Raw genomic sequence first — 19,378 nt, 5'->3', positions numbered from 1 at the left:
GGTGGTTCCGCATCGCGACCTGATTGCCCTCGGCGGCCACGCTTGCCATTGTAGGCGTGGCGCGATCCGTGTCGCCTCACAACCGAAAACCGAAGGGAGCCACCGCCTTGGACTGGCTGACAGAGCACAAGATCCCCGTGGGCGACGTGGCGGAAGCCTGTTTCGACTGGCTGCAAAAACACGGCGGGGCAGTCTTCGATATCCTGTCCGACGGCATGGAGGCCTTGATCGACGCGATCCTCTGGCTGCTTCAGACCCCGCCGGAACTGGCGGTGGTGGCGGTCTTCGTCGCTGCCGTGGCGGCGCTGCACCGCAGCTGGCAGGTGCCGCTGATGGTGGGGCTGGGCTTTCTCTTCATCCTCAACCAGGGCTACTGGGAAGAGACCACCGAAAGCCTGACGCTGGTGCTGTCGGCCTGCGTGGTCTGCATGGGCCTGGGCGTGCCCATCGGCATCGCCGTGGCGCATCGGCCCAAGCTCTACGCCTTGGTCAGGCCGGTGCTCGACCTGATGCAGACGCTGCCGACCTTCGTCTACCTGATCCCGGCCATCGTCTTCTTCGGCATCGGCATGGTGCCGGGGCTGATCGCCACGGTGATCTTCGTGGTGCCCGCGCCGATCCGGCTGACGCATCTGGGGATTTCCTCGACACCGACGGCGCTGATCGAGGCCGCCGACGCCTTCGGCGCCACCCCCCGGCAGAAGCTGTGGAAGGTGGAGCTGCCAAGCGCGCTGCCGCAGATCATGGCGGGGCTGAACCAGACCATCATGCTGTCGCTGTCGATGGTGGTGATCGCGGCACTGGTCGGCGCCGACGGGCTGGGCGTGCCGGTGGTGCGCGCGCTGAACCGGGTCGACACCGGGCTGGGCTTCGAGGCGGGGCTGATCATCGTCGTCGTCGCCATCATGCTGGACCGCGCCCTGCGGTGGGAGCGGCGCAAATGAGCGCGGTACGCTTCGACAGGGTCTCGATCGTCTTCGGCGATCACCCCGAGCGCGCCCTGCCGCTGGCCGACGCGGGCCAGAGCCGGGCCGAGATCCAGGAGGCGACCGGGCAGGTTCTGGGCGTGCACGATTGCTCTCTGGAGGTGGCCGAGGGCGAGATCCTCGTGCTGATGGGCCTGTCCGGCTCGGGCAAGTCGACGCTGTTGCGGGCGGTGAACGGGCTGAACCCGGTGGTGCGCGGTGCGGTCGCGGTCAGCACCGGCAAGGGCATGACCGATGTCACCCATTGCCCGGCGGCAGAGCTGCGCGCGGTCCGCCAGCAGCGGGTTGCCATGGTGTTCCAGCAGTTCGGGCTGCTGCCCTGGCGGACGGTGGCCGAGAATGTAGGCTTCGGGCTGGAGCTCGCGGGGCAGGGGGCAGTCGCGCGGGCGCGGACGGTGGCCGACCGGCTGGCACAGGTCGGGCTGTCGGACTGGGCCGACCGCAAGGTCAGCGAACTCTCGGGCGGCATGCAGCAGCGTGTGGGGCTGGCGCGGGCCTTTGCCACCGGCGCCCCGATCCTGTTGATGGACGAGCCCTTCTCGGCGCTTGACCCGCTGATCCGCACCCGGCTTCAGGATGAATTGCTGGACCTGCAGCGCGACCTGAAATGCACGATCATCTTCGTCAGCCACGACCTCGACGAGGCCTTCAAGCTGGGCAACCGCATCGCCATCATGGAGGGCGGGCGGATCGTGCAGCAGGGCACCCCGCGCGAGATCTTCTCGGCGCCCTCCAGCGATTACGTGGCGGATTTCGTGGCCAATATGAACCCGCTGGGCGTGCTGACCGCGCGGGACGTGATGGAGCCGGGCAGCGGGGCGCAGCACTGCGACGCCGAAACGCCGGTGCGCGCGGTCATGTCGCTGTTGCAGGAAGGGCCGGTGACGGTGCTGGACAATGGAACCCCCTGCGGCCGCGTCACGGCGGACAGCGTGGTGCGGCGGCTGTCCGGCGCTGCGGAAGGCCCTTCGAAGGGCCTTTGAACGCCCTGCAAGGGCGTTGGAAGCCGCTTCGAAGCGGCTTCGCCCCCTCAGATCATGCGCTTGATGGCGGCGGCATGGGCGGGCGTGGCGCCCAGCGTATCGGCGGCCAGGGCGCGGGCGCCCTCGACCACGTCGCCCTCGACAACCGCATCGATCAGCCCCCAGCCCTGCGCCTCTTCCACCGGAACCCTGCAGCCGGCCATCAGGATCGCCTTGGCCCGCGACGGCCCCACCAGCGCCCGCAGGCGCGCCGGGTCCGAGGGCTGCGGCAGGAAGCCCAGCTTCATCACCGGGTAGAAGACCTTGGCCCCCGGCACCGCGATGCGCAGGTCGCAGGCCAGCGCCATGCCCATGGCGCCGCCCGCCAGCGTGCCGTTCAGCGCGCAGACCGTCAGCCCCGGCAGCGCCGCCAGCGCGCCCGACAGCCGTTCCCAGACATCCGAGGTGGCCAGCCCCGAGGCCGCCGCCTCGAGGTCCATCCCCGCCGAGAAGACCTTGCCCGTGCCGGTCAGCACCAGCGCCCGCGCCTCTTGCGCCTCGCGTGCGATCTCGGCCAACCGTTCCAGCATCTCGGCGGTCAGTGCGTTGGCCTTGTCGGGCCGGTCCAGAACCGCGATCCAGAGGCCCGAGGCCTCCTTCTCCAGCCGGATCACGCGACGCCGACCTGTGCGCGGATGCCCTCGTCGCGCAGGCTGATCTCGTCGCCGAGATAGCCGTCGGCCTCGGATCCGCACATCCAGACAAGTGCCCTGGCGACCCATTCGGGCGGGATATGGTCGGACCAGTCCAGCTGGCTGACCGGGTTTATCCCCGAGGCCTTGATGTCGCGCTGCATCTGCGTGGCCACCGTGCCGGGCGATAGCGAGATCGCCCGGATGCCCTGCGCGCCGTATTCCTTGTGTGCCATCTTGGTCAGCATCATCGCGCCCGCCTTGGAGGCGCAGTAATGCGACCAGGCCTCGACCGGGCCATGCGCCGCGCCCGAGCCGATGGTCAGCAAGGATCCGCCGCCGGCCTCCAGCATCACCGGCAGGGCCGCGCGCATGCCGTGAAAGACCCCCTTGAGGTTGACGTCGATGACCTCTCCCCAGGCGGCGGGGTCGGCTTCGGCCATATGGGCGATGGGCTCGATCGCGCCGGCGTTGTTCACCAGCACGTCCAGCGAGCCATGCGCCTTCAGGCAGTTCTGCACGGCCTGTTCGACCTCCCAGTAGCGGGCGATGTCGCAGGGGATCGCCACGGCCTGAGCGCCGATCTCTCCGGCGAGGTCGGCGATGGCCTCGGCAGAGCGCGCGACCAGCGCCACCTTTGCCCCGGCGCGTGCGAAGGCGCGCGCCGCCTCGGCGCCGATGCCCCGGCTCGCGCCGGTGATCATGACGGTTGTTCCGCTGAGTTCCATGACAGTTTCCTTATGCGTCTCGCCTTCGTGGTAAAGGCAACCTAGTATGGAATCCAGTCCCTTGACCGGTCCCGGAATGGCCGGTCTTCTTGGGGTATTGAATTTGAACCCACAGAAGAGGTGCATTATGCAACGGTTCGCAACAGCCTCGGTCCTGGCCCTGATGGCGGCAGCCGGTCAGGTGCAGGCAGAGGTCACGCCCCAGCAGGTCTGGGACGATTTCGAGGCCTATATGACCGGTTTCGGTTACCAGGTTTCCGCGCGCGAGGTGATGGAGGGCGATACGCTTACCATCGGCGATCTGACCATGGTCGTGCCGGTGCCCGAAGAAGAGGCCACCGTGACCATCACGATGTCCGAGATGACCCTTGCCGATACCGGTGACGGCGCGGTGCGCATCAGCTACCCGGAACAGATGCCGATGACCCTCACCTTCTCGGAGGGTGAGGAAACCGCCGCAGAGCTGGTCTTGGACATGACCCAAAGCGATTTCGACATGGTCGTGTCGGGCGATCCGGGTGATATGCTGTACACCTTCTCGGCCACCTCGATCGGGCTGAAGCTGGCAGAGATCATGGCGGAGGGCGAGCAGATCCCGTCGGACCTCTTCGACGTGACCTTCGACATGGGGCCGATGGAAGGCACGCAGCACATGCTGATCGAGGACGGCCTGCGCAAGATCACGCAGGACGTCACGCTGGGCGATCTGGCCTATTCGCTGATGTTCGACGATCCCGAAAGCGAGGATGCGGGCAGCATGTCGGGCCGCTTCACCGGCCTCGCCTCCTCGGGCACGACCGAGATCCCCGAGGAGGCGGATTTCGCCGATCCGACGGCGCTGTTCACCGCCGGGCTGATGATGGATGTGGTGATGTCGCACACCGGCGGCGAGAACCAGTTCAAGGTGACGGAACGCTCGGGCACGACCGAGGGCGCCTTCTCCTCGACCGGCGGTGAGCTGGGCGTGGCGATGAACGCCGACAGCCTGACCTACGCGATCTCGGCCTCGGGCCAGACGGTCGCGGTCTCGGGCCCCGAACTGCCGCTGCCGATCAATGCGGAACTGGGGGAGCTGGGCTTCTCGCTGACCATGCCGCTGTCGGAATCCGACACGCCGGTGCCGGCGGCGATCTCGGTCCTGCTGGGCGAGTTCGCCATGTCGGACATGCTGTGGAACATCTTCGACCCGCAGCAGGCGCTGCCGCGCGACCCGGCGACCGTGGCGATCAACCTCGAGGCCGAGGTGACGCCCAAGGTCAACCTCCTCGACCCCGAGGCCATGGAGGAAATCGGGCGCTCGGGCGAGATGCCGGGCGAGTTGCACAGCCTCAAGCTGACCGATCTCGTGGTCGACGCCGCGGGCGGCAAGATCATCGGGTCGGGCGACTTCACCTTCGACAACACCGACCTGGAAACCTTCGACGGCCTGCCGCGGCCGAAGGGCGAGGTGAACCTCGACATCTCCGGCGCCAACGGTCTGATCGACAAGCTGATCGCCATGGGGCTGATGCAGGAACAGGACGCGATGGGCGCCCGGATGATGCTGGGCATGTTCACCGTGCCGGGCGCAGAGCCGGACACCGCAAGCTCGAAGATCGAGATCAACGAGCAGGGCCACGTTCTGGCGAACGGCCAGCGCATCAAGTAAGCTTTTGTGAAACCGAAAGAAAAGGGCGGCCCCGCGGGTCCGCCCTTTTCCTTTTTGCATCTCTTCCGGCATTTCGGTCCCCAGGGGACAGTCGCTGCGCGCCTGTACGAGAGGCGCTGCCTCTCGTGCTCTCCGAGGTATTTTCGGACCAAAGAAGACCGAAAGGCGCTTTGTCGGCCTGTTGCGACGCCAGCCGGGTTGGCCGGGTCAGACCCGCAGTGCCGGAAGCCCCACGCCGGTGGATTCGAAGCCGCCGTCCACGGCGACAATCTGCCCGGTGACATAAGAGGCCTTCTCTGAACACAGGAAGACGATGACCTGCGCCAGCTCGTCCTCCGAACCGTAGCGGTTCAGCGGGATCGCATCGTGATAGGCCTTGATGATCTCGGGCGAATGCACCGCCATCGACAGCTTTGTCTTGACCGGCCCGGGCGCCACGCAGTTCACCCGAATGCCGTATTCGCCGAACTCCGCCGCGAATTGCTTGGTCAGCTGGATCACCGCCGCCTTCGAGGTGCCATAGGCCACTCGCAGGGTGGAGGCGCGCAGCCCGCTGATCGAGGCGATGTTCAGCACCGCGCCCCGGGTCTCTTTCAGCGCCTCCGCGCAGGCCTGCGTGCAGAGGAAGACGCCGTCGAGGTTGGTCTCCATCACCCGGCGCCACATGGTGAAATCGTGATCCGCCACCGGGCCGAATTCCGCCACGCCCGCGTTGTTGACCAGCGCGTCGATGCGGCCCGACCAGTCCAGCGTCTCGCGCACCATGGCGTTCACGTCCTGCGGGTTCGACACGTCGCGCACCACCGGCAGGACGTTCTGCCGCTCGCCCGCGACCTTGGCCAGCTCTTCGCCGTCGCGGTCCAGCATTGCCACCTGCCAGCCCTCTTTCAGGAATAGGTCCGTGGTGGCCAGCCCGATGCCGCGCGCGGCCCCGGTGACGATTGCGCATTTGGTCATGATCTACTCTCCCGGTTTCCGTCGCGGTGACATGTCACAGCTTGGGCGTGAAGGGAAGACGCTGGACGCTGCGGATGATGTGCCGTGAGGCCGCGTTGCATCGGGTATTGCGACAGGGCAGCAGCGCAGGCCAAGCCCTGGAACGCAGAGGCCTCCCGGGCCCCCGGTTTCTTCTGTCCGGAAATATCCCGGGGGAGCGCAGCGGGGGCAGAGCCCCCTCCGCCCGTGCCGCGGATCGCTAGCCGCGCATCAGGTCCGGCAGGTCGCCTGTCAACCCCGCCGCCTCGCGGATCACGCCGCGGCGCAGGCCGGGCAGGGCGCCAAGCGCCGCCATGCCCAGGTCGCGGCCCATGCGCACCAGCGGGTTGTCGTTGGAAAACAGGCGGTTGAACAGGTCGGTCGAGGCCGCCAGCGTGGCCGTGTCGAATCGGCGCCAGCTTTCGTACCGCGCCAGAACGGCGGGGGCGGCGATGTCCTCGCCGCGCCGCTGGGCATGGCTCAGTACATGGGCCAGCGCCGCCACGTCGCGCAGGCCGGCGTTCAGCCCCTGGCCCGCGATGGGGTGCATGCCGTGCGCCGCGTCGCCCACCAGCGCAAGGCGCTCGGCGACCAGCGCATTGGCCAGCGTCAGGCCCAGCGGATAGGTGAAGCGCGCACCGGCCAGCGAGATCTCTCCGAGGAAATCGCCGAAGCGGGGGCGCAGCACCTCGAGGTATTGCGCGTCCGGCAGGGCGTTGATCGCCCTGGCGCGGGCCTCGGTCTCGGCCCAGACGATAGAGCTGCGGTTGCCGGTCAGCGGCAGGATCGCCAGCGGCCCCGGCGGCAGGAACAGCTGATGCGCCACACCGCCATGCGGCTTGTCATGCGCGATGGCGCAGACCAGCGCGGTCTGGCCGTAGCCCCAGCCGGTGCGCCTTATCCCTGCGCGCTGCGCCACGCCGCTTTGCCGCCCGTCGGCGCCGACCAGCAGGCGGCCCGTGATCCGCGTGCCGTCCTCCAGCGTGACCGAGGCGCCCTCGGGTGCGGTTGACTGCGCGGTGACGCGCGCGCCGCCGCGATGGCTCACCAGCGGCTCTGCCTCCATCGCCTCCAGCAGGGCGCGGCGCAGGAAGCGGTCCTCGACCATGTAGCCCATCGGGCCTTCCTCGATCTCGGCCGAATCGAAATGCAGGCCGAGGAAGACCTCCGCCTCGCCGACGCGCCCGTCGGTCACCTTGATCTCGCGCATCGGCTGGGCGTTCCCGGCCAGCCCGTCCCACAGGCCCAGCCCCGCCAGCATCCGCTGCGAGGCCAGCGCCAGCGCGTAGGAACGTCCGTCGAAGGCGTCCTCCGACCGGGTGGTGGCGGGCAGCGCGTCCAGCACCGCCGAGGACAGGCCCGCCTGCGCGGCGGCGAGGGCAAGGGCGGGGCCGTTCAGGCCGCCGCCCACGATGATCAGGTCGTGTTCCATGGCGCGCAATATGAAGCGCCGGGCGGGATTGTCCATGCGCCCCGCTGCCGCTACCGTCCGCCGCGACGACCCGGGTACAGCCGACAGGACAGGGCACCCGGACAGGATAGGTCCGCCCGAACCCGGGACGGGCAAAGGCGACGCAAGACAGAGGGGCGAAGGCGATGGCAGACTGGACGACAATGAGCGCGGCGGACCTGGGGCGTGGCATCGGCGCGGGCGAGATCGACCCGGTTGCGCTGACCGAAACCTATCTCGACGCGATCCGGGCCCATGCCTTCGCGCCCCGCATCTATGCCCGCCTGACCGAAGATCGGGCGCTGGCAGAGGCCGAGGCCGCCCGCGACCGCGCGCGGCTGGGGCTGCGCCGGGGGGTGCTGGACGGCGTGCCGATAAGCTGGAAGGATCTCTACGACACCGCCGGGGTGGCGACAGAGTCGGGCTCTGCGCTGCTGAAGGGGCGCGTGCCCGCGCGCGACGCCGAGGTGCTGCGCAACGCCACGCAGGCGGGGCTGGTCTGCCTTGGCAAGACGCATATGTCGGAACTGGCCTTCTCGGGGCTGGGCCTGAACCCGGTCACGGCCACCTCGCCCTGCGTGAACGACCATGACGCGGCGCCGGGCGGCTCGTCCTCCGGGGCCGCCGCCTCTGTGGCCTTTGGCCTGGCGCCCGCCGGGATCGGGTCGGACACTGGCGGTTCGGTGCGCCTGCCCGCCTGCTGGAACGACCTCGTGGGGCTGAAGACCACCGTGGGCCGCCTGCCTCTGACCGGCGTGGTGCCGCTGATCACCAGTTTCGACACTGTCGGGCCGCTGTGCCGGACGGTCGAGGATGCCGCGCTTCTGCTTGGCGCGCTCGAAGGCGCCCCGGCGCCCGATCTGCGCAATCCGCGCCCGGTGAAAGGCCTGCGCCTCGGCGCGCTTCAGACCGTTGTGCTGGACGCCATGGAAGAGGTGCCCGCCCGCGCCTATCGCGCCGCGCTGGAGCGTCTGGAAGGCGAGGGGGCCGTGATCGTGCCCTTCGATTTCCCCGAGATCGAGGCGCCGATGGACGCATCCGGCATGCTCTACAGCGTCGAGGCCTGGGCCACCTGGCGCGAGGCCATCGAGGCCGATCCGCAGGCGATGTTCCAGCCCATCCGCGAGCGTTTCGAGCTGGGCAAGACGCCCGCCGCCGCCGATTTCGTCGCCGCGTGGAAGCGGCTGGAAGAGGTCCGGCTGATCTGGGCCGAACGCACGGCGGGCTTTGACGCGGTGATCGTGCCGACCGCCCCGAATCTGCCGCCCAAGGTCGAGATGCTGATGCAGCTGGGCGAGACCTTCGCCAAGGCCAACCTGCTGACGCTGCGCAACACGCGCCTTGGCAACCTGCTGGGCGGGGCCATCGTGCATCTTCCCAGCGACACGCCAAGCTGCGGCGTCTCGCTCATGGCGCCGCCCATGGCCGAGCATCGCGTGCTGCGGCTGGCGGCGGAGGTCGAATCCACCGTGCGGGGCGTTGCGTAAACCTTTTCACGCATTGCGACTTTCCCGCCACATCCGCCGTCAAGGGTCTGAGGATTCTGGACAGATGCCCCCCATATTTCGTATCCTCCCGGAAAGCGGGGCGCCCATGATCCCGCATCCAGAGGCAGTCCATCCATGTTCCCCGAGCGGTTCTCGAACCTACCGGCCTATGCGTTCCCGCGTCTGCGGGCCTTGCTCGACCCGCATCCCGCGGGTGGTCCGGTCTTGCACATGTCCATCGGCGAGCCGAAGCACCCCTTCCCCGACTGGGTCGGGCCGGTCATGGCCGAGCACGCCGCCGACTTCGGGCGCTATCCGCCGAACGAGGGCACGCCCGGCCTGCGCGGGGCGATCTGCGGCTGGCTGAACCGCCGCTACGGCGTGACGCTGGACCCCGAGCGCCAGGTCATGGCGCTGAACGGCACGCGCGAGGGGCTGTACAACGCCGGCATGGCGCTGATCCCCGAGACCAAGAACGGCCAGCGCCCGGTCGTGCTGATGCCCAACCCCTTCTATCAGGTCTACATGATCTCGGCGATTTCCGTGGGGGCCGAGCCGGTCTTTGTCCCCGCCACCGCCGAGACCGGGCACCTGCCGGATTTCTCGTCGGTCGCGCCCGAGGTGCTGGCGCGCACGGCGATGGTCTATCTCTGCTCGCCCGCGAACCCGCAGGGTGTCATGGCGAGCGCCGAGTACTGGGCCGACCTGCTGGCGCTGGCGGAGAAGCACGACTTCCGCATCGTCGCCGATGAATGCTATTCCGAGGTCTACCGTGACGCCGCGCCGGTGGGCGCGCTGCAGGTGGCCGCGAAGACGGGCGCCGACCCCGAGCGGGTGCTGGCCTTTCATTCGCTGTCCAAGCGGTCGAACCTGCCGGGCCTGCGCTCGGGCTTCGTCGCGGGCGGACCCGAGAGCATCGCGCGCATGAAGCAGTTGCGCGCCTATTCCGGCGCGCCGCTGCCGCTGCCGGTGCAGCATGTGTCGGAACGGCTGTGGGGCGAGGAAGAGCACGTCGCCGCCAGCCGCGCGCTCTACGCGGCGAAATACGCGCTGGCGGACGAGATCCTGGGGCATGTCCCCGGCTACATGAGCCCGCAGGCGGGCATGTTCCTCTGGCTGCCGGTGCCCGACGGCGAGGCGGCGACCCTGAAGCTCTGGCAGGAAACCGGCGTGCGGGTGCTGCCCGGCGCCTACCTGTCCAAGGCGCAGCCCTCGGGCACGCCGGGCGCGGGATACATCCGGGTCGCCCTCGTGGCGCCCTTTGACGAGACCAAGGCAGGACTGACGGCGATCAGGGACTGCTTGTTTGCATAACTAGAAGAAACGGTGAGGCGAGGCATGGCATCATATCAGGCACGGGGGCGCGATCCCCTTTTCGACAGCGACACGGCGGCGACGCTGGAACGGCGCGGGCGCGAACTGGTGGGTGTCGGGCTGGTGATCGTCGGGCTGATCGTCTCGGCGATGATCGCCTCCTACTCGCCCGATGACCCCAGCTTCCTCTCGGCCACGGATGCGCCGGTGCAGAACTGGATGGGGCGCATGGGCGCCTATATCGCCGCGCCGCTCTTCATGATCGTGGGCGCCGGCGCCTGGGCGCTGGCGGCGGTCTTCCTGACATGGGGCGGGCGGTTGATCCTGCACCGGGGGCAGGGCCGCGCCATGACCTGCCTGATCTTCGCCCCCATCTGGGTTGCCCTCTGCTCGGTCTATGCCTCGGGCCTGACGGAAGGCGCCGAGTGGGGCCACAACTTCGGCATGGGCGGCCTCTTCGGCGACATGATGATGGGGTCGATCATCGGCATCCTGCCGTTCTCTGCCGGTCTCGGGCTGAAGCTGGCCCAGCTGTTCCTGGGGCTGGGTATCCTTGGCCTTGGCGCCTTCGTGCTGGGCTTTACCCGCCCCGAACTGAAGGCGATCGGGCGCTTCGGCCTGATCGGGCTTCTGGTCAGCTACGCAACCTTCGTGCGCATCGCCGGGCGCTCTGCCTCGGGTGCCATGAGCGGTGCCATGACCGGCGCACAGCGGCTTCAGGCCGCCCAGCAAGAGCGCCGCGCCCGCCGCATGGCAGAGGCCGAGGCCGCCGCGCAAGAGGCGATGCCCATGGCCGCGCCTGCGCCGCTGGTCGCGACCCGCGTGCGCCGCGCCGATCCGCTGCCCGCCGCGCCGGTCTACGAGGAGGACGAGGACGACTATATCTTCGAGGATGACGCGGTCTTTGACGAACCCGCCGTCCCCGCGCAGCCCGAGAAGGGCGGGTTCCTGTCGCGGATGCCCGCGCTGATCCGCCGCGCCGATCCGATGCCAGAGCCGGAACTGGTCACCCGCGAGGTCGCGCACGACATCGACGCTCCGGGCGAGGATCGCATCCGCGCCAAGATCGCCAAGGCGGTCAGCGCGCGCGGCAAGCCGGTGGCCGTGCCCGGTGTGCAGAAGCGCCCCGACCCGACGAAGCCGCTGACCAAGGGGCGCGGCCACGGGCCGCAGCCGCTGATCTTCAAGCCGCAGACGCGCGGCCTGCCGCCAGAGCCGCCTCTGACCGCCGCCGCCCGCACGCTGCCGCCGGAGCCGCCGCTGACGGCGCATCACGCCGCGCCCATGGCCGCAGGCGTCGCGACGGATGCGCTGACCGCCACCCGCGGCCTTGTCCGGGCGCCCGAACCGCAGGGCGCCATGCCGCGCTTTGCCGAACCGCGCCATGCCGAACCGCGTCATGTCGAGCCGCAGCAGACCATGCCCCGCTTTGCGGAGCCGCGTGCTGCCGAACCGCAGGCCCCCGTCGCGCAGGCGCCCGTGGCGCAGCCGATGCCGGAGCCGGAAGAGGCATGGCAGGACGATGCCGCCTTCGCCGAGATGCGCGATTTCGACGACTACGGTGACGACGACCGCGACGATGACCGCTACGACGACCAGCAGGACGACCGGGCCGAGGCCTGGCAGGCCGAGGACAGCGCCGCGTGGTCGACCGAGAGCGTCGGAACATGGTCGGACGACGATTTCGGCGAGGCGGAGGAAGCCACGATCCTCGACCACTCCACCCCCGCGCCCACGCCGATCCACCGCGCCGCCCCCGCGATGCCCGAGCCGAAGAAGGTCGTGCAGCAGCCGGTGCGCAAGCCGGTGCAACTGTCGACCCGCGCCAAGCTGGAAGCACAGCCCGACCTGTCCTTCGAGGACCGGCAAGTGGACTACGAGCTTCCGCCGCTGTCGCTGCTGATGTCGCCCGACCAGGTGACGCGTCACATCCTGTCCGACGAGGCGCTGGAAGAAAACGCCCGGATGCTCGAATCCGTGCTCGACGACTACGGCGTGAAGGGCGAGATCGTCTCTGTCCGCCCCGGTCCCGTCGTCACCATGTACGAGCTGGAACCGGCGCCGGGCTTGAAGGCCAGCCGCGTCATCGGCCTTGCCGACGACATCGCGCGCTCGATGTCGGCGCTGTCGGCGCGCGTCTCGACCGTGCCGGGCCGCTCGGTGATCGGTATCGAACTGCCCAACGACAACCGCGAGATGGTCTGCTTCCGCGAGATCCTCGCGGGCCGCGAATTCGGTGACGGCAATCACAAGCTGCCGCTGGCCCTGGGCAAGAACATCGGCGGCGATCCGGTCGTTGCGAACCTTGCCAAGATGCCCCACCTGCTGATCGCGGGCACCACCGGTTCGGGCAAGTCGGTGGCGATCAACACCATGATCCTGTCGCTCTTGTACAAGCTGACGCCCGAGGATCTGCGGCTGGTCATGATCGACCCCAAGATGCTGGAACTGTCGGTCTATGACGGCATCCCGCACCTGCTGTCCCCCGTCGTCACCGACCCCAAGAAGGCCGTCGTGGCGCTGAAGTGGGTCGTGGGCGAGATGGAAGACCGCTATCGCAAGATGTCCAAGATGGGCGTGCGCAACATCGACGGCTACAACGGCCGCGTCGCCGACGCGCTGTCCAAGAACGAGATGTTCGAGCGCACGGTTCAGACCGGTTTCGACGACGAGACCGGCGAGCCGGTCTTCGAGACGGAACAGATCGAGCCGAAGAAGATGCCCTATATCGTCGTCATCGTCGACGAGATGGCCGACCTGATGATGGTGGCGGGCAAGGAGATCGAGGCCTGCATCCAGCGTCTTGCGCAGATGGCACGCGCCTCGGGCATCCACCTTGTCATGGCCACGCAGCGGCCCTCGGTCGACGTCATCACCGGCACGATCAAGGCGAACTTCCCGACCCGGATTTCCTTCCAGGTGACCTCGAAGATCGACAGCCGGACCATCCTCGGCGAGATGGGGGCAGAGCAGCTTCTGGGCATGGGCGACATGCTTTACATGGCGGGCGGGTCGCGGATCACGCGCTGCCACGGCCCCTTCGTGTCGGACGAAGAGGTCGAGGAGATCGTCAACCACCTCAAGGCCTTCGGTCCGCCGGACTATGTCTCGGGCGTGGTGCAGGGGCCGGACGACGAGAAGGCCGACAATATCGACGCGGTGCTGGGCCTGAACACCGGCGGCAACACCGGCGGCGAGGACGCGCTCTACGATCAGGCGGTGGCGATCGTCATCAAGGACCGCAAGTGTTCGACCTCTTACATCCAGCGCAAGCTGGGCATCGGCTACAACAAGGCAGCGCGCCTCGTCGAGCAGATGGAGGAGGAGGGCGTCGTCTCTGCCGCGAACCACGTCGGCAAGCGCGAGATCCTCGTGCCCGAGCAACAGTAGGGCCGGCTGCCGGACCCGCGCGGCGGCAGCGCCGCTGAAGCATCGTGCTGTCATGCGCCGGGCCGGGGGGTGACCTTGGCCCGGCGCTTTCGTATCGGCGCGTGCGGGCAGGGGGGCGGCGCAGGGCTGCGCTGCAGGCCGGGGGCCTACCGATTCGACGCTCTGGGCGTGGACGGCGACGGCGCAAGAGGCCTGCGGCTGAAGCGCCGGGCCTGCTATCCGGTCATGGTGTCGGAGGGAGAGGGGATCGTGCGCCTGCCTGACAGTCTGCCGCAGCCATGGATCGCTTGCCAAGGGCCGGATGCAACGCGGCGTCGGTGCTGGCGGCGGCTGGCGCGACGGGGCTGGCGAAAAGCTGGCGACTGGACGGGCTGGCGAAAAGCTGGCGTGCTGGCTTGCAAAAATGCTGGCTTGCTAGGGAGCGAGGAGTTTGCTGGCTTGCGAAAGGCTGGCTGGCGTCGTCCGATGACATGAAGATAGGGCAGGCCTTCCGGGGTTGCAAGGAAAAATTACGTAAAATCAAATACTTGAGTTGGCTTGTCGGGTATTGCGAGGAAAGTGTTTTTGTCAGGTTTCCGCAGGCCTGCCCCGGCGGGCGGGCCTGACCCGCATTCTGCCTCTCGCGGCCCCTTGCCGGTGGCCCGCGCCGGGCCGATCCGACCTTGCCATGGAACGCTCTGTCGCCCTCGCGCGTTGCCTCCACGATCGCACCGCGTGAAACAGCCCCTGTCGCGGACGTGATAGGGCCGGAGCGCCGCAGCCCCGCTTGGGGGTTGATCGGCCCCGATCCGCCACCGATATGGGGTTCCATGCGGCTGATATCGCATATCAAGGCCCGCCGTGGCACAGTGACCACGACACGATCAGGAAGGACCGACATGATCCGCAAGACCCTCGCCGCACTGGCCCTGACCCTGCTTGCGCTGCCCGCGCAGGCGCAGCAGCTCTCGCTGGGCGAGATCTCGAAGTATCTCAACTCTATCCAGTCGGCAGTCGGCACCTTCACTCAGATCAACGCCGATGGCACGATCTCGACCGGCGAGATTTCCATCAAGCGTCCGGGCAAGGTGCGTTTCGACTACAATCCGCCAGAGCGGGCGCTGGTCATGGCCTCTGCGGGCGCGGTCTATATCCTCGACCGCAAGCTGGGCGCTACCGCCGACACCTATCCGCTGAACCAGACGCCGCTGTCGATCATCCTCGACCGCAACGTGGACCTGACCCGTGCCGGCATGGTCACCGCGCATCAGTACGACGGCACCGCGACGGTGGTCACCGCCCAGGACCCCAAGCGGCCGGAATACGGGTCGATCCAGCTGAAGTTCACCGGCAGCCCGGTGGAACTGCGCCAGTGGGTGATCACCGACGGGGACGGCACGAAGACGACCGTGGTGCTGGGCGGGCTTCAGCAGAAAGACCTGCCGAACCGGCTTTTCTACATCGACCCGGAGCTTGAGAAGCTGCGGAACTGAGCCCTGCGACGATTGCGCAAAGCGTCCGGCCCCTGCCGGGCGCTTTTTTATGGGAAGGCCCCGGCAAGGCGGGGAGAAGGCCGCGCCCGGAGGCACCCACAAGACAGGCAGGCGGTCCCTGGGACCTGCCAAAGACGAAAAGGGGGGGCCTGAGGCCCCCCGCTCGCAATCGACAGCACAGCGCCTCAGCGCGCGTGCCGACAGCTTTTCAACTGCTGCTCGTAAACCAGCGCGCGGTTGCCGACTTCCGAGGATACGCGCAGGAGCCATGCCTTGGAATTGTAGCTGCCGCGCCGGAAGCCCGTCCGCCCCTCGTGATAGGCAAGGTAGTGGTTGCGCGCGTCCGCCATCGGGATGCCAAGCTCACGGTTCGACTGCGCCATGTACCAGCCCATGAAATCGGTCGCGTCCCGGATGTCGTCCCGTCGCGCCCGGCGCTGCCCCTCGGAGGCGAGGTATTCCTTCCACGTCCCGTCGAGCGCCTGGCTGTAGCCGAAGGCCGAGCTTTGCCGGCCCTGGGGAATCACGCCAAGCGAGAAGCGCAGGGGGGTGCGCGCATCGCTGATGAATTTGCTTTCCTGGTAGATCGTGGCCATCTGCACATGCACCGGGACGCCCCACTTGCGTTCGGTCCCGCGGAAGGCCCGGTAGTAGCCGGGGCGCTGCTGCAGGATCGAACAGGCGTTGTCGAGGTTGTCCGGTGACGTGCCAGATCCGCCGCCGCCGCCACAGGAGCCGGCCAGCAAAAGGATCGTAATGGCGCGAAGGAGTCTGCTCATATGCCTCTCGCGTCTGTTGTTTTGTTATGTCTTTCCGCCTATTTTAACCGATCCCGCGCGATGTGGAAATCACATTTCAGGGGCGGGCGGAAACCCGCATTGACGGTCGGGCCGCCCTGCGACACAAACGCCGAAAGCACTGTTGGAAAGCGCTTCACAGAGTGTTTCCGGCGAAAATAGGGCAAGAGTTGGACTTACAGCCCCGGTCGACGGTAGGATCGGGACTGTAAAAGGGAAAGTACATGCTTCGTACGCGCGCAAAATATCATCTGGGCCAGGTTGTCCGGCACCGCAAACACCCCTTCCGGGGGGTGGTCTTCGACGTGGATCCGGAATTCAACAACACCGAGGAATGGTACGAGGCAATCCCCGAGGACAGCCGCCCGATCAAGGACCAGCCCTTTTACCATCTGCTGGCGGAAAACGAGCAGAGCTTCTACGTGGCCTATGTCTCCGAGCAGAACCTCGTGGCGGATTATTCCGGCGAACCGGTGGATCACCCGGACATTCCCGACCTCTTCGGCGCCTTCGAGGACGGCAGCTACGCGCTGCACTTCCAGATGAACTGAGCCGGCCCCGACCCGGCCAGAACGGGTGGCTGCGGTCTGAAGGCATGCGAACCGGTCCGCCCGCGGCGCGGGAACGGTCGACAGGCGACCGTACGAGAGGCTCTGCCTCTCGTGCTCTCCGAGGTATTTCGTAACCAGAGAAGGGCAGCCCGCGCCCGCTCTTCTTTGGTCTCCAAATACCTTGGGGGGCGAGCGCAGCGAGCGGGGGCAAAGCCCCCAGCCGGTCGCCTGCCAAGGGCAGGCGAAACCGCAGGAACCGGCTAGAGAGCCATCCGCAGGGCGTCCAGAAACCCCGTGACCTGCTCCTCGGTCGTTGACCAGTCGCAAACCAGCCGCCCGGCCACCACGTCCCCGGGCGCGCCGCTGTCGAAGAAATGCACCACGCCGCGCGCCTTGAGCGCCTCGTGCACGCGCACCGGCAGGCGAATGAACAGCATATTGGCATGGCTCGGGTTGATCACCTCGACCCCGGCGGCCTCGATCCCGGCGCGCAGCCTGTCGCAGCGTGCGTTGGCCTGGGCGGCGAGGGCGTGCCACAGGTCGTCCTCCAGCAGCGCCGCCATCTGCGCGGCCATGTAGCGGCCCTTGGAATAGAGATGCCCGCCGCGCTTGATCCGATAGGCCATCTCCTCGGCGCGGCTGCCGTCGCGCAGCACCACCGCCTCGACATCCATGGCGCCCACCTTCGTGCCGCCGAAGACGACCGCCTCGGCCCCCAGTGCCTCTGCCATGGCCTTGGGGCTGCAGCTCAGCCTGGCGCAGGCCATGGCCAGGCGCGCGCCGTCCAGATGCACCGGCAGGCCGTGTTCGCGCGCCACCGCGCCAAGCGCCGACAGTTCGTCCAGCGTGTAGACATTGCCCATCTCGGTTACATTGGTCACCGAGACCGCCGCCCGCTTCGGTCCGTGGACGCCGCGGTTGCCCTCGGCGGCCAGCGCCGTCCGCAGGGTCTTGGGGGTCATCACATCGCCGCCGCGCACCAGCGTCAGCCGCGCGCCGCCGGTGTAGAACTCGGGCGCGTTGCATTCGTCCTCGTGCACATGCGCCACCTCGGAGCAGAAGACCGTGCCATAGGGCGGGCAGAGCACCGAGAGCGCCAGCGCATTGGCCGCCGTGCCGGAGGCCACCAGGAAGACCCGCGCCTCGGGCCAGCCGAAGATCTCGCGAAAGCGCGCCTCGACAGCAGCGGTCTCGGGGTCGGCCCCATAGCTGGGCATGGCGCCGGTGTTCACGCGGGCGAGCGCGGCGAGGATCTGCGGCGGGACCGGGGCGCAATTGTCGGATGCGAAGGACAGGCTCATCCCGTGGGCTCCTCTATGATGTGGTCTTCCCAGTCGTCATCATCGACCTCGAATTCCGCCACCGTACGGTGCAGCATCGAGACGCCCGCCTCGTGGACGCTGTCCTGCGTGCCGGTCAGCAGCGGGTGCCAGTCGGGCAGGCTCTGCCCGGTCCAGAGCCGCTTGTAGGCGCAGGTTTCGGGCATCCAGTAGAGATTTTCGCCGATGTTCGAGGGCTTCAGCACGATGCATTCGGGCACGAACTGGTGGCGGATCGGGTATTGTGCGCAGCGGCATGTGGTGTCGTCGAACAGCCGGCAGGCGACGCGGGTCAGTGCGACTTCGCCGGTTTCCTCGTCCTCCAGCTTGTTCAGGCAGCATTTGCCGCAGCCGTCGCAGAGCGCTTCCCATTCCGGGCGCGACATCTTCGTCAGGGGCTTCTTTTCCCAGAAGCGGGGGGCGAGGCCGTCGCGGGGGATGGGGTCGGAGCTCATGCCCCGAGCCTTAGCGAAGCGCAGGCCGAAGGACAATCCGCCCGCGCCAAAGCGGGCTGCACGCGGGACGGCAGGCCGCTACGGGGTTTCCGGTGGCGGGGGTCCTGACGGCCCGCATCCGGGGCCGTGTCAGGGGTTTTGCTGGCGAAGGCCGGCCGTTGCCGGGGGCAGATCCGCGGGGCCTAGAGCGCCGAGAGGATCTGCCGGGCGCGGGCGCAATCGGCATCCATCTGCGCGATCAGCGCATCGAGGCTGTCGAACTTCTCTTCCGGGCGCAGGTAGTCGACCAGCGCGACCGACAGGGTGCTGCCGTAGAGATCGCCGGTGAAGTCGAAGAGGAAGGTCTCGATATTCGCGCTGTTCTCACCGAACATGGGCCGCACCCCGATCGAGGCGGCGCCCTGGTAGCTGCCCTTGTGCGGGCCGTCGCGGACCTCGACCAAGGCCGCATAGACGCCCAGTCTTGGCGGGTGCAGCCCGTCGATGGACATGTTCGCGGTGGGAAAGCCCAGCACCCGCCCGCGTTGCTCGCCGCCGATCACCTGCCCGTCGATGCGGTGCCAGTGGCCCAGTTGCAGGGCCGCGTCGCGGGGGCGCCCCTCGGTCAGCGCCGCGCGGATCGCGGTCGAAGAGACCTCTTGCCCGCCGGTTTCCAGCAGCTCGGCCACGGTCACGCCGAATCCCATCTCTTCGCCGAAGGCCTGAAGATCCGCCACCGATCCGGCGCGGCCCTGGCCAAAGCAGAAATCGGCGCCCACGACCACATGCACCAGCCCCAGCCCGTCGCGGATGACATTGGCGGCGAAGGCGCGCGGCGTCAGAGAGGCCAGCGCGGTGTTGAAGTTCAGCTGGTACAGGTGCTCGACGCCCAGCTTTTCCAGCCGCGCGGCGCGGGTCTCGGCGCTCATCAGGCGGAAGGGCGGGGCCTCGGGGGCGAAATACTCGCGCGGGTGCGGCTCGAAGGTCAGCACGCCCAGCGGGGCGGCGGGGGCGGCGTTGCGGGCAAGGTCGATGACCGCCTGATGGCCCAGATGCACGCCGTCGAAGTTGCCGATGGCGACGCTGGCACCCCGATCCTCGGGCCTGACATATTGGTAGTCTCGAACGATGCGCATGGCAGCGGATTAGCTTGGACGGGCACGGGCCGCAAGG

General features: G+C 68.1%; 16 protein-coding genes. 8 read left to right on the top strand and 8 right to left on the bottom strand.

Going from position 1 to position 19,378, the window contains the following annotated elements:
- Positions 1-107: 107 nt before the first annotated feature.
- Positions 108-944 carry a choline ABC transporter permease subunit gene (gene choW, locus ACN5KJ_RS07725; RefSeq protein ID WP_418593096.1) on the top strand — a complete coding sequence of 279 codons (837 nt, stop codon included), beginning with the start codon at positions 108-110 and terminating at the stop codon, positions 942-944.
- Positions 941-1,969, top strand: coding sequence for a choline ABC transporter ATP-binding protein (gene choV, locus ACN5KJ_RS07720; protein WP_418593094.1), 1,029 nt, complete (start codon positions 941-943; stop codon positions 1,967-1,969). Before choW ends, choV begins: the two co-directional genes overlap by 4 nt.
- Before the next feature lie 47 nt (positions 1,970-2,016).
- Here the strand turns inward: choV and ACN5KJ_RS07715 are convergent, their stop codons facing one another.
- Both ACN5KJ_RS07715 and ACN5KJ_RS07710 read right to left on the bottom strand, forming a co-directional pair.
- The gene (locus tag ACN5KJ_RS07715) at positions 2,017-2,622 is read right to left on the bottom strand and encodes an enoyl-CoA hydratase/isomerase family protein (RefSeq protein ID WP_418593092.1); all 606 of its coding nucleotides are present in this window, start codon (positions 2,620-2,622) and stop codon (positions 2,017-2,019) included.
- On the bottom strand, positions 2,619-3,368 hold the full coding sequence (locus tag ACN5KJ_RS07710) for an SDR family oxidoreductase (RefSeq protein WP_418593090.1): 750 nt from the start codon (positions 3,366-3,368) through the stop codon (positions 2,619-2,621). Before ACN5KJ_RS07710 ends, ACN5KJ_RS07715 begins: the two co-directional genes overlap by 4 nt.
- A gap of 127 nt (positions 3,369-3,495) precedes the next feature.
- Here ACN5KJ_RS07710 and ACN5KJ_RS07705 point away from each other — a divergent pair, with 127 nt between their 5' ends.
- Positions 3,496-5,016 carry a DUF2125 domain-containing protein gene (locus tag ACN5KJ_RS07705; protein WP_418593088.1) on the top strand — a complete coding sequence of 507 codons (1,521 nt, stop codon included), beginning with the start codon at positions 3,496-3,498 and terminating at the stop codon, positions 5,014-5,016.
- A 207-nt stretch (positions 5,017-5,223) separates the two neighbouring features.
- Here the strand turns inward: ACN5KJ_RS07705 and ACN5KJ_RS07700 are convergent, their stop codons facing one another.
- Entirely contained in the window at positions 5,224-5,973 is a 750-nt protein-coding gene (locus tag ACN5KJ_RS07700) for an SDR family oxidoreductase (RefSeq protein ID WP_347165618.1), read from the bottom strand.
- A 238-nt stretch (positions 5,974-6,211) separates the two neighbouring features.
- Positions 6,212-7,459, bottom strand: coding sequence for a UbiH/UbiF/VisC/COQ6 family ubiquinone biosynthesis hydroxylase (locus ACN5KJ_RS07695; protein ID WP_418593086.1), 1,248 nt, complete (start codon positions 7,457-7,459; stop codon positions 6,212-6,214).
- A gap of 128 nt (positions 7,460-7,587) precedes the next feature.
- Here ACN5KJ_RS07695 and ACN5KJ_RS07690 point away from each other — a divergent pair, with 128 nt between their 5' ends.
- The 4 genes from ACN5KJ_RS07690 (at position 7,588) to ACN5KJ_RS07675 (ending at position 15,104) form a co-directional block, all read left to right on the top strand.
- Entirely contained in the window at positions 7,588-8,928 is a 1,341-nt protein-coding gene (locus ACN5KJ_RS07690; protein WP_418593084.1) for an amidase, read from the top strand.
- A 135-nt stretch (positions 8,929-9,063) separates the two neighbouring features.
- Positions 9,064-10,242, top strand: coding sequence for an aminotransferase class I/II-fold pyridoxal phosphate-dependent enzyme (locus ACN5KJ_RS07685; RefSeq protein ID WP_418593082.1), 1,179 nt, complete (start codon positions 9,064-9,066; stop codon positions 10,240-10,242).
- A 24-nt stretch (positions 10,243-10,266) separates the two neighbouring features.
- Complete coding sequence (locus ACN5KJ_RS07680) at positions 10,267-13,632, top strand: DNA translocase FtsK 4TM domain-containing protein (protein WP_418593080.1); 3,366 nt, start codon at positions 10,267-10,269, stop codon at positions 13,630-13,632.
- Between the two features lie 878 nt (positions 13,633-14,510).
- Positions 14,511-15,104 (top strand): LolA family protein, encoded by a 594-nt coding sequence (locus ACN5KJ_RS07675; RefSeq protein WP_418593078.1) that lies wholly within the window; start codon positions 14,511-14,513, stop codon positions 15,102-15,104.
- A gap of 185 nt (positions 15,105-15,289) precedes the next feature.
- Here the strand turns inward: ACN5KJ_RS07675 and ACN5KJ_RS07670 are convergent, their stop codons facing one another.
- The gene (locus ACN5KJ_RS07670) at positions 15,290-15,883 is read right to left on the bottom strand and encodes a lytic transglycosylase (RefSeq protein ID WP_418593076.1); all 594 of its coding nucleotides are present in this window, start codon (positions 15,881-15,883) and stop codon (positions 15,290-15,292) included.
- A gap of 242 nt (positions 15,884-16,125) precedes the next feature.
- Here ACN5KJ_RS07670 and hspQ point away from each other — a divergent pair, with 242 nt between their 5' ends.
- Positions 16,126-16,452, top strand: a complete 327-nt coding sequence (gene hspQ / locus ACN5KJ_RS07665) for a heat shock protein HspQ (protein ID WP_023852488.1) — start codon at positions 16,126-16,128, stop codon at positions 16,450-16,452.
- A gap of 260 nt (positions 16,453-16,712) precedes the next feature.
- Here hspQ and ACN5KJ_RS07660 read toward each other — a convergent pair whose 3' ends face one another.
- From ACN5KJ_RS07660 to ACN5KJ_RS07650, 3 genes are all read right to left on the bottom strand, one after another.
- Positions 16,713-17,753 (bottom strand): threonine aldolase family protein, encoded by a 1,041-nt coding sequence (locus tag ACN5KJ_RS07660; RefSeq protein ID WP_418593073.1) that lies wholly within the window; start codon positions 17,751-17,753, stop codon positions 16,713-16,715.
- Entirely contained in the window at positions 17,750-18,226 is a 477-nt protein-coding gene (locus tag ACN5KJ_RS07655; protein ID WP_418593071.1) for a YcgN family cysteine cluster protein, read from the bottom strand. The genes ACN5KJ_RS07660 and ACN5KJ_RS07655 overlap by 4 nt, the downstream gene beginning before the upstream one ends.
- A gap of 182 nt (positions 18,227-18,408) precedes the next feature.
- Positions 18,409-19,341 carry a bifunctional riboflavin kinase/FAD synthetase gene (locus tag ACN5KJ_RS07650; RefSeq protein ID WP_418593069.1) on the bottom strand — a complete coding sequence of 311 codons (933 nt, stop codon included), beginning with the start codon at positions 19,339-19,341 and terminating at the stop codon, positions 18,409-18,411.
- Positions 19,342-19,378 lie beyond the last annotated feature (37 nt).

The sequence above is a fragment of the Ponticoccus sp. (in: a-proteobacteria) genome, assembly GCF_048381735.1.
Note: the sequence above shows the minus strand (reverse complement) of the source record. Positions and strands in the feature narration are given on the sequence as shown.

What these genes read in the sequence shown, in the direction of transcription:
- choV (WP_418593094.1), top strand. Translation starts at nt 941, where the DNA reads ATGAGCGCGGTACGCTTCGACAGGGTCTCGATCGTCTTCGGCGATCAC.
- ACN5KJ_RS07710 (WP_418593090.1), bottom strand. Translation starts at nt 3,368, where the DNA reads ATGGAACTCAGCGGAACAACCGTCATGATCACCGGCGCGAGCCGGGGC.
- ACN5KJ_RS07705 (WP_418593088.1), top strand. Translation starts at nt 3,496, where the DNA reads ATGCAACGGTTCGCAACAGCCTCGGTCCTGGCCCTGATGGCGGCAGCC.
- ACN5KJ_RS07700 (WP_347165618.1), bottom strand. Translation starts at nt 5,973, where the DNA reads ATGACCAAATGCGCAATCGTCACCGGGGCCGCGCGCGGCATCGGGCTG.
- ACN5KJ_RS07695 (WP_418593086.1), bottom strand. Translation starts at nt 7,459, where the DNA reads ATGGACAATCCCGCCCGGCGCTTCATATTGCGCGCCATGGAACACGAC.
- ACN5KJ_RS07690 (WP_418593084.1), top strand. Translation starts at nt 7,588, where the DNA reads ATGGCAGACTGGACGACAATGAGCGCGGCGGACCTGGGGCGTGGCATC.
- ACN5KJ_RS07685 (WP_418593082.1), top strand. Translation starts at nt 9,064, where the DNA reads ATGTTCCCCGAGCGGTTCTCGAACCTACCGGCCTATGCGTTCCCGCGT.
- ACN5KJ_RS07680 (WP_418593080.1), top strand. Translation starts at nt 10,267, where the DNA reads ATGGCATCATATCAGGCACGGGGGCGCGATCCCCTTTTCGACAGCGAC.
- ACN5KJ_RS07675 (WP_418593078.1), top strand. Translation starts at nt 14,511, where the DNA reads ATGATCCGCAAGACCCTCGCCGCACTGGCCCTGACCCTGCTTGCGCTG.
- ACN5KJ_RS07670 (WP_418593076.1), bottom strand. Translation starts at nt 15,883, where the DNA reads ATGAGCAGACTCCTTCGCGCCATTACGATCCTTTTGCTGGCCGGCTCC.
- hspQ (WP_023852488.1), top strand. Translation starts at nt 16,126, where the DNA reads ATGCTTCGTACGCGCGCAAAATATCATCTGGGCCAGGTTGTCCGGCAC.
- ACN5KJ_RS07660 (WP_418593073.1), bottom strand. Translation starts at nt 17,753, where the DNA reads ATGAGCCTGTCCTTCGCATCCGACAATTGCGCCCCGGTCCCGCCGCAG.
- ACN5KJ_RS07655 (WP_418593071.1), bottom strand. Translation starts at nt 18,226, where the DNA reads ATGAGCTCCGACCCCATCCCCCGCGACGGCCTCGCCCCCCGCTTCTGG.
- ACN5KJ_RS07650 (WP_418593069.1), bottom strand. Translation starts at nt 19,341, where the DNA reads ATGCGCATCGTTCGAGACTACCAATATGTCAGGCCCGAGGATCGGGGT.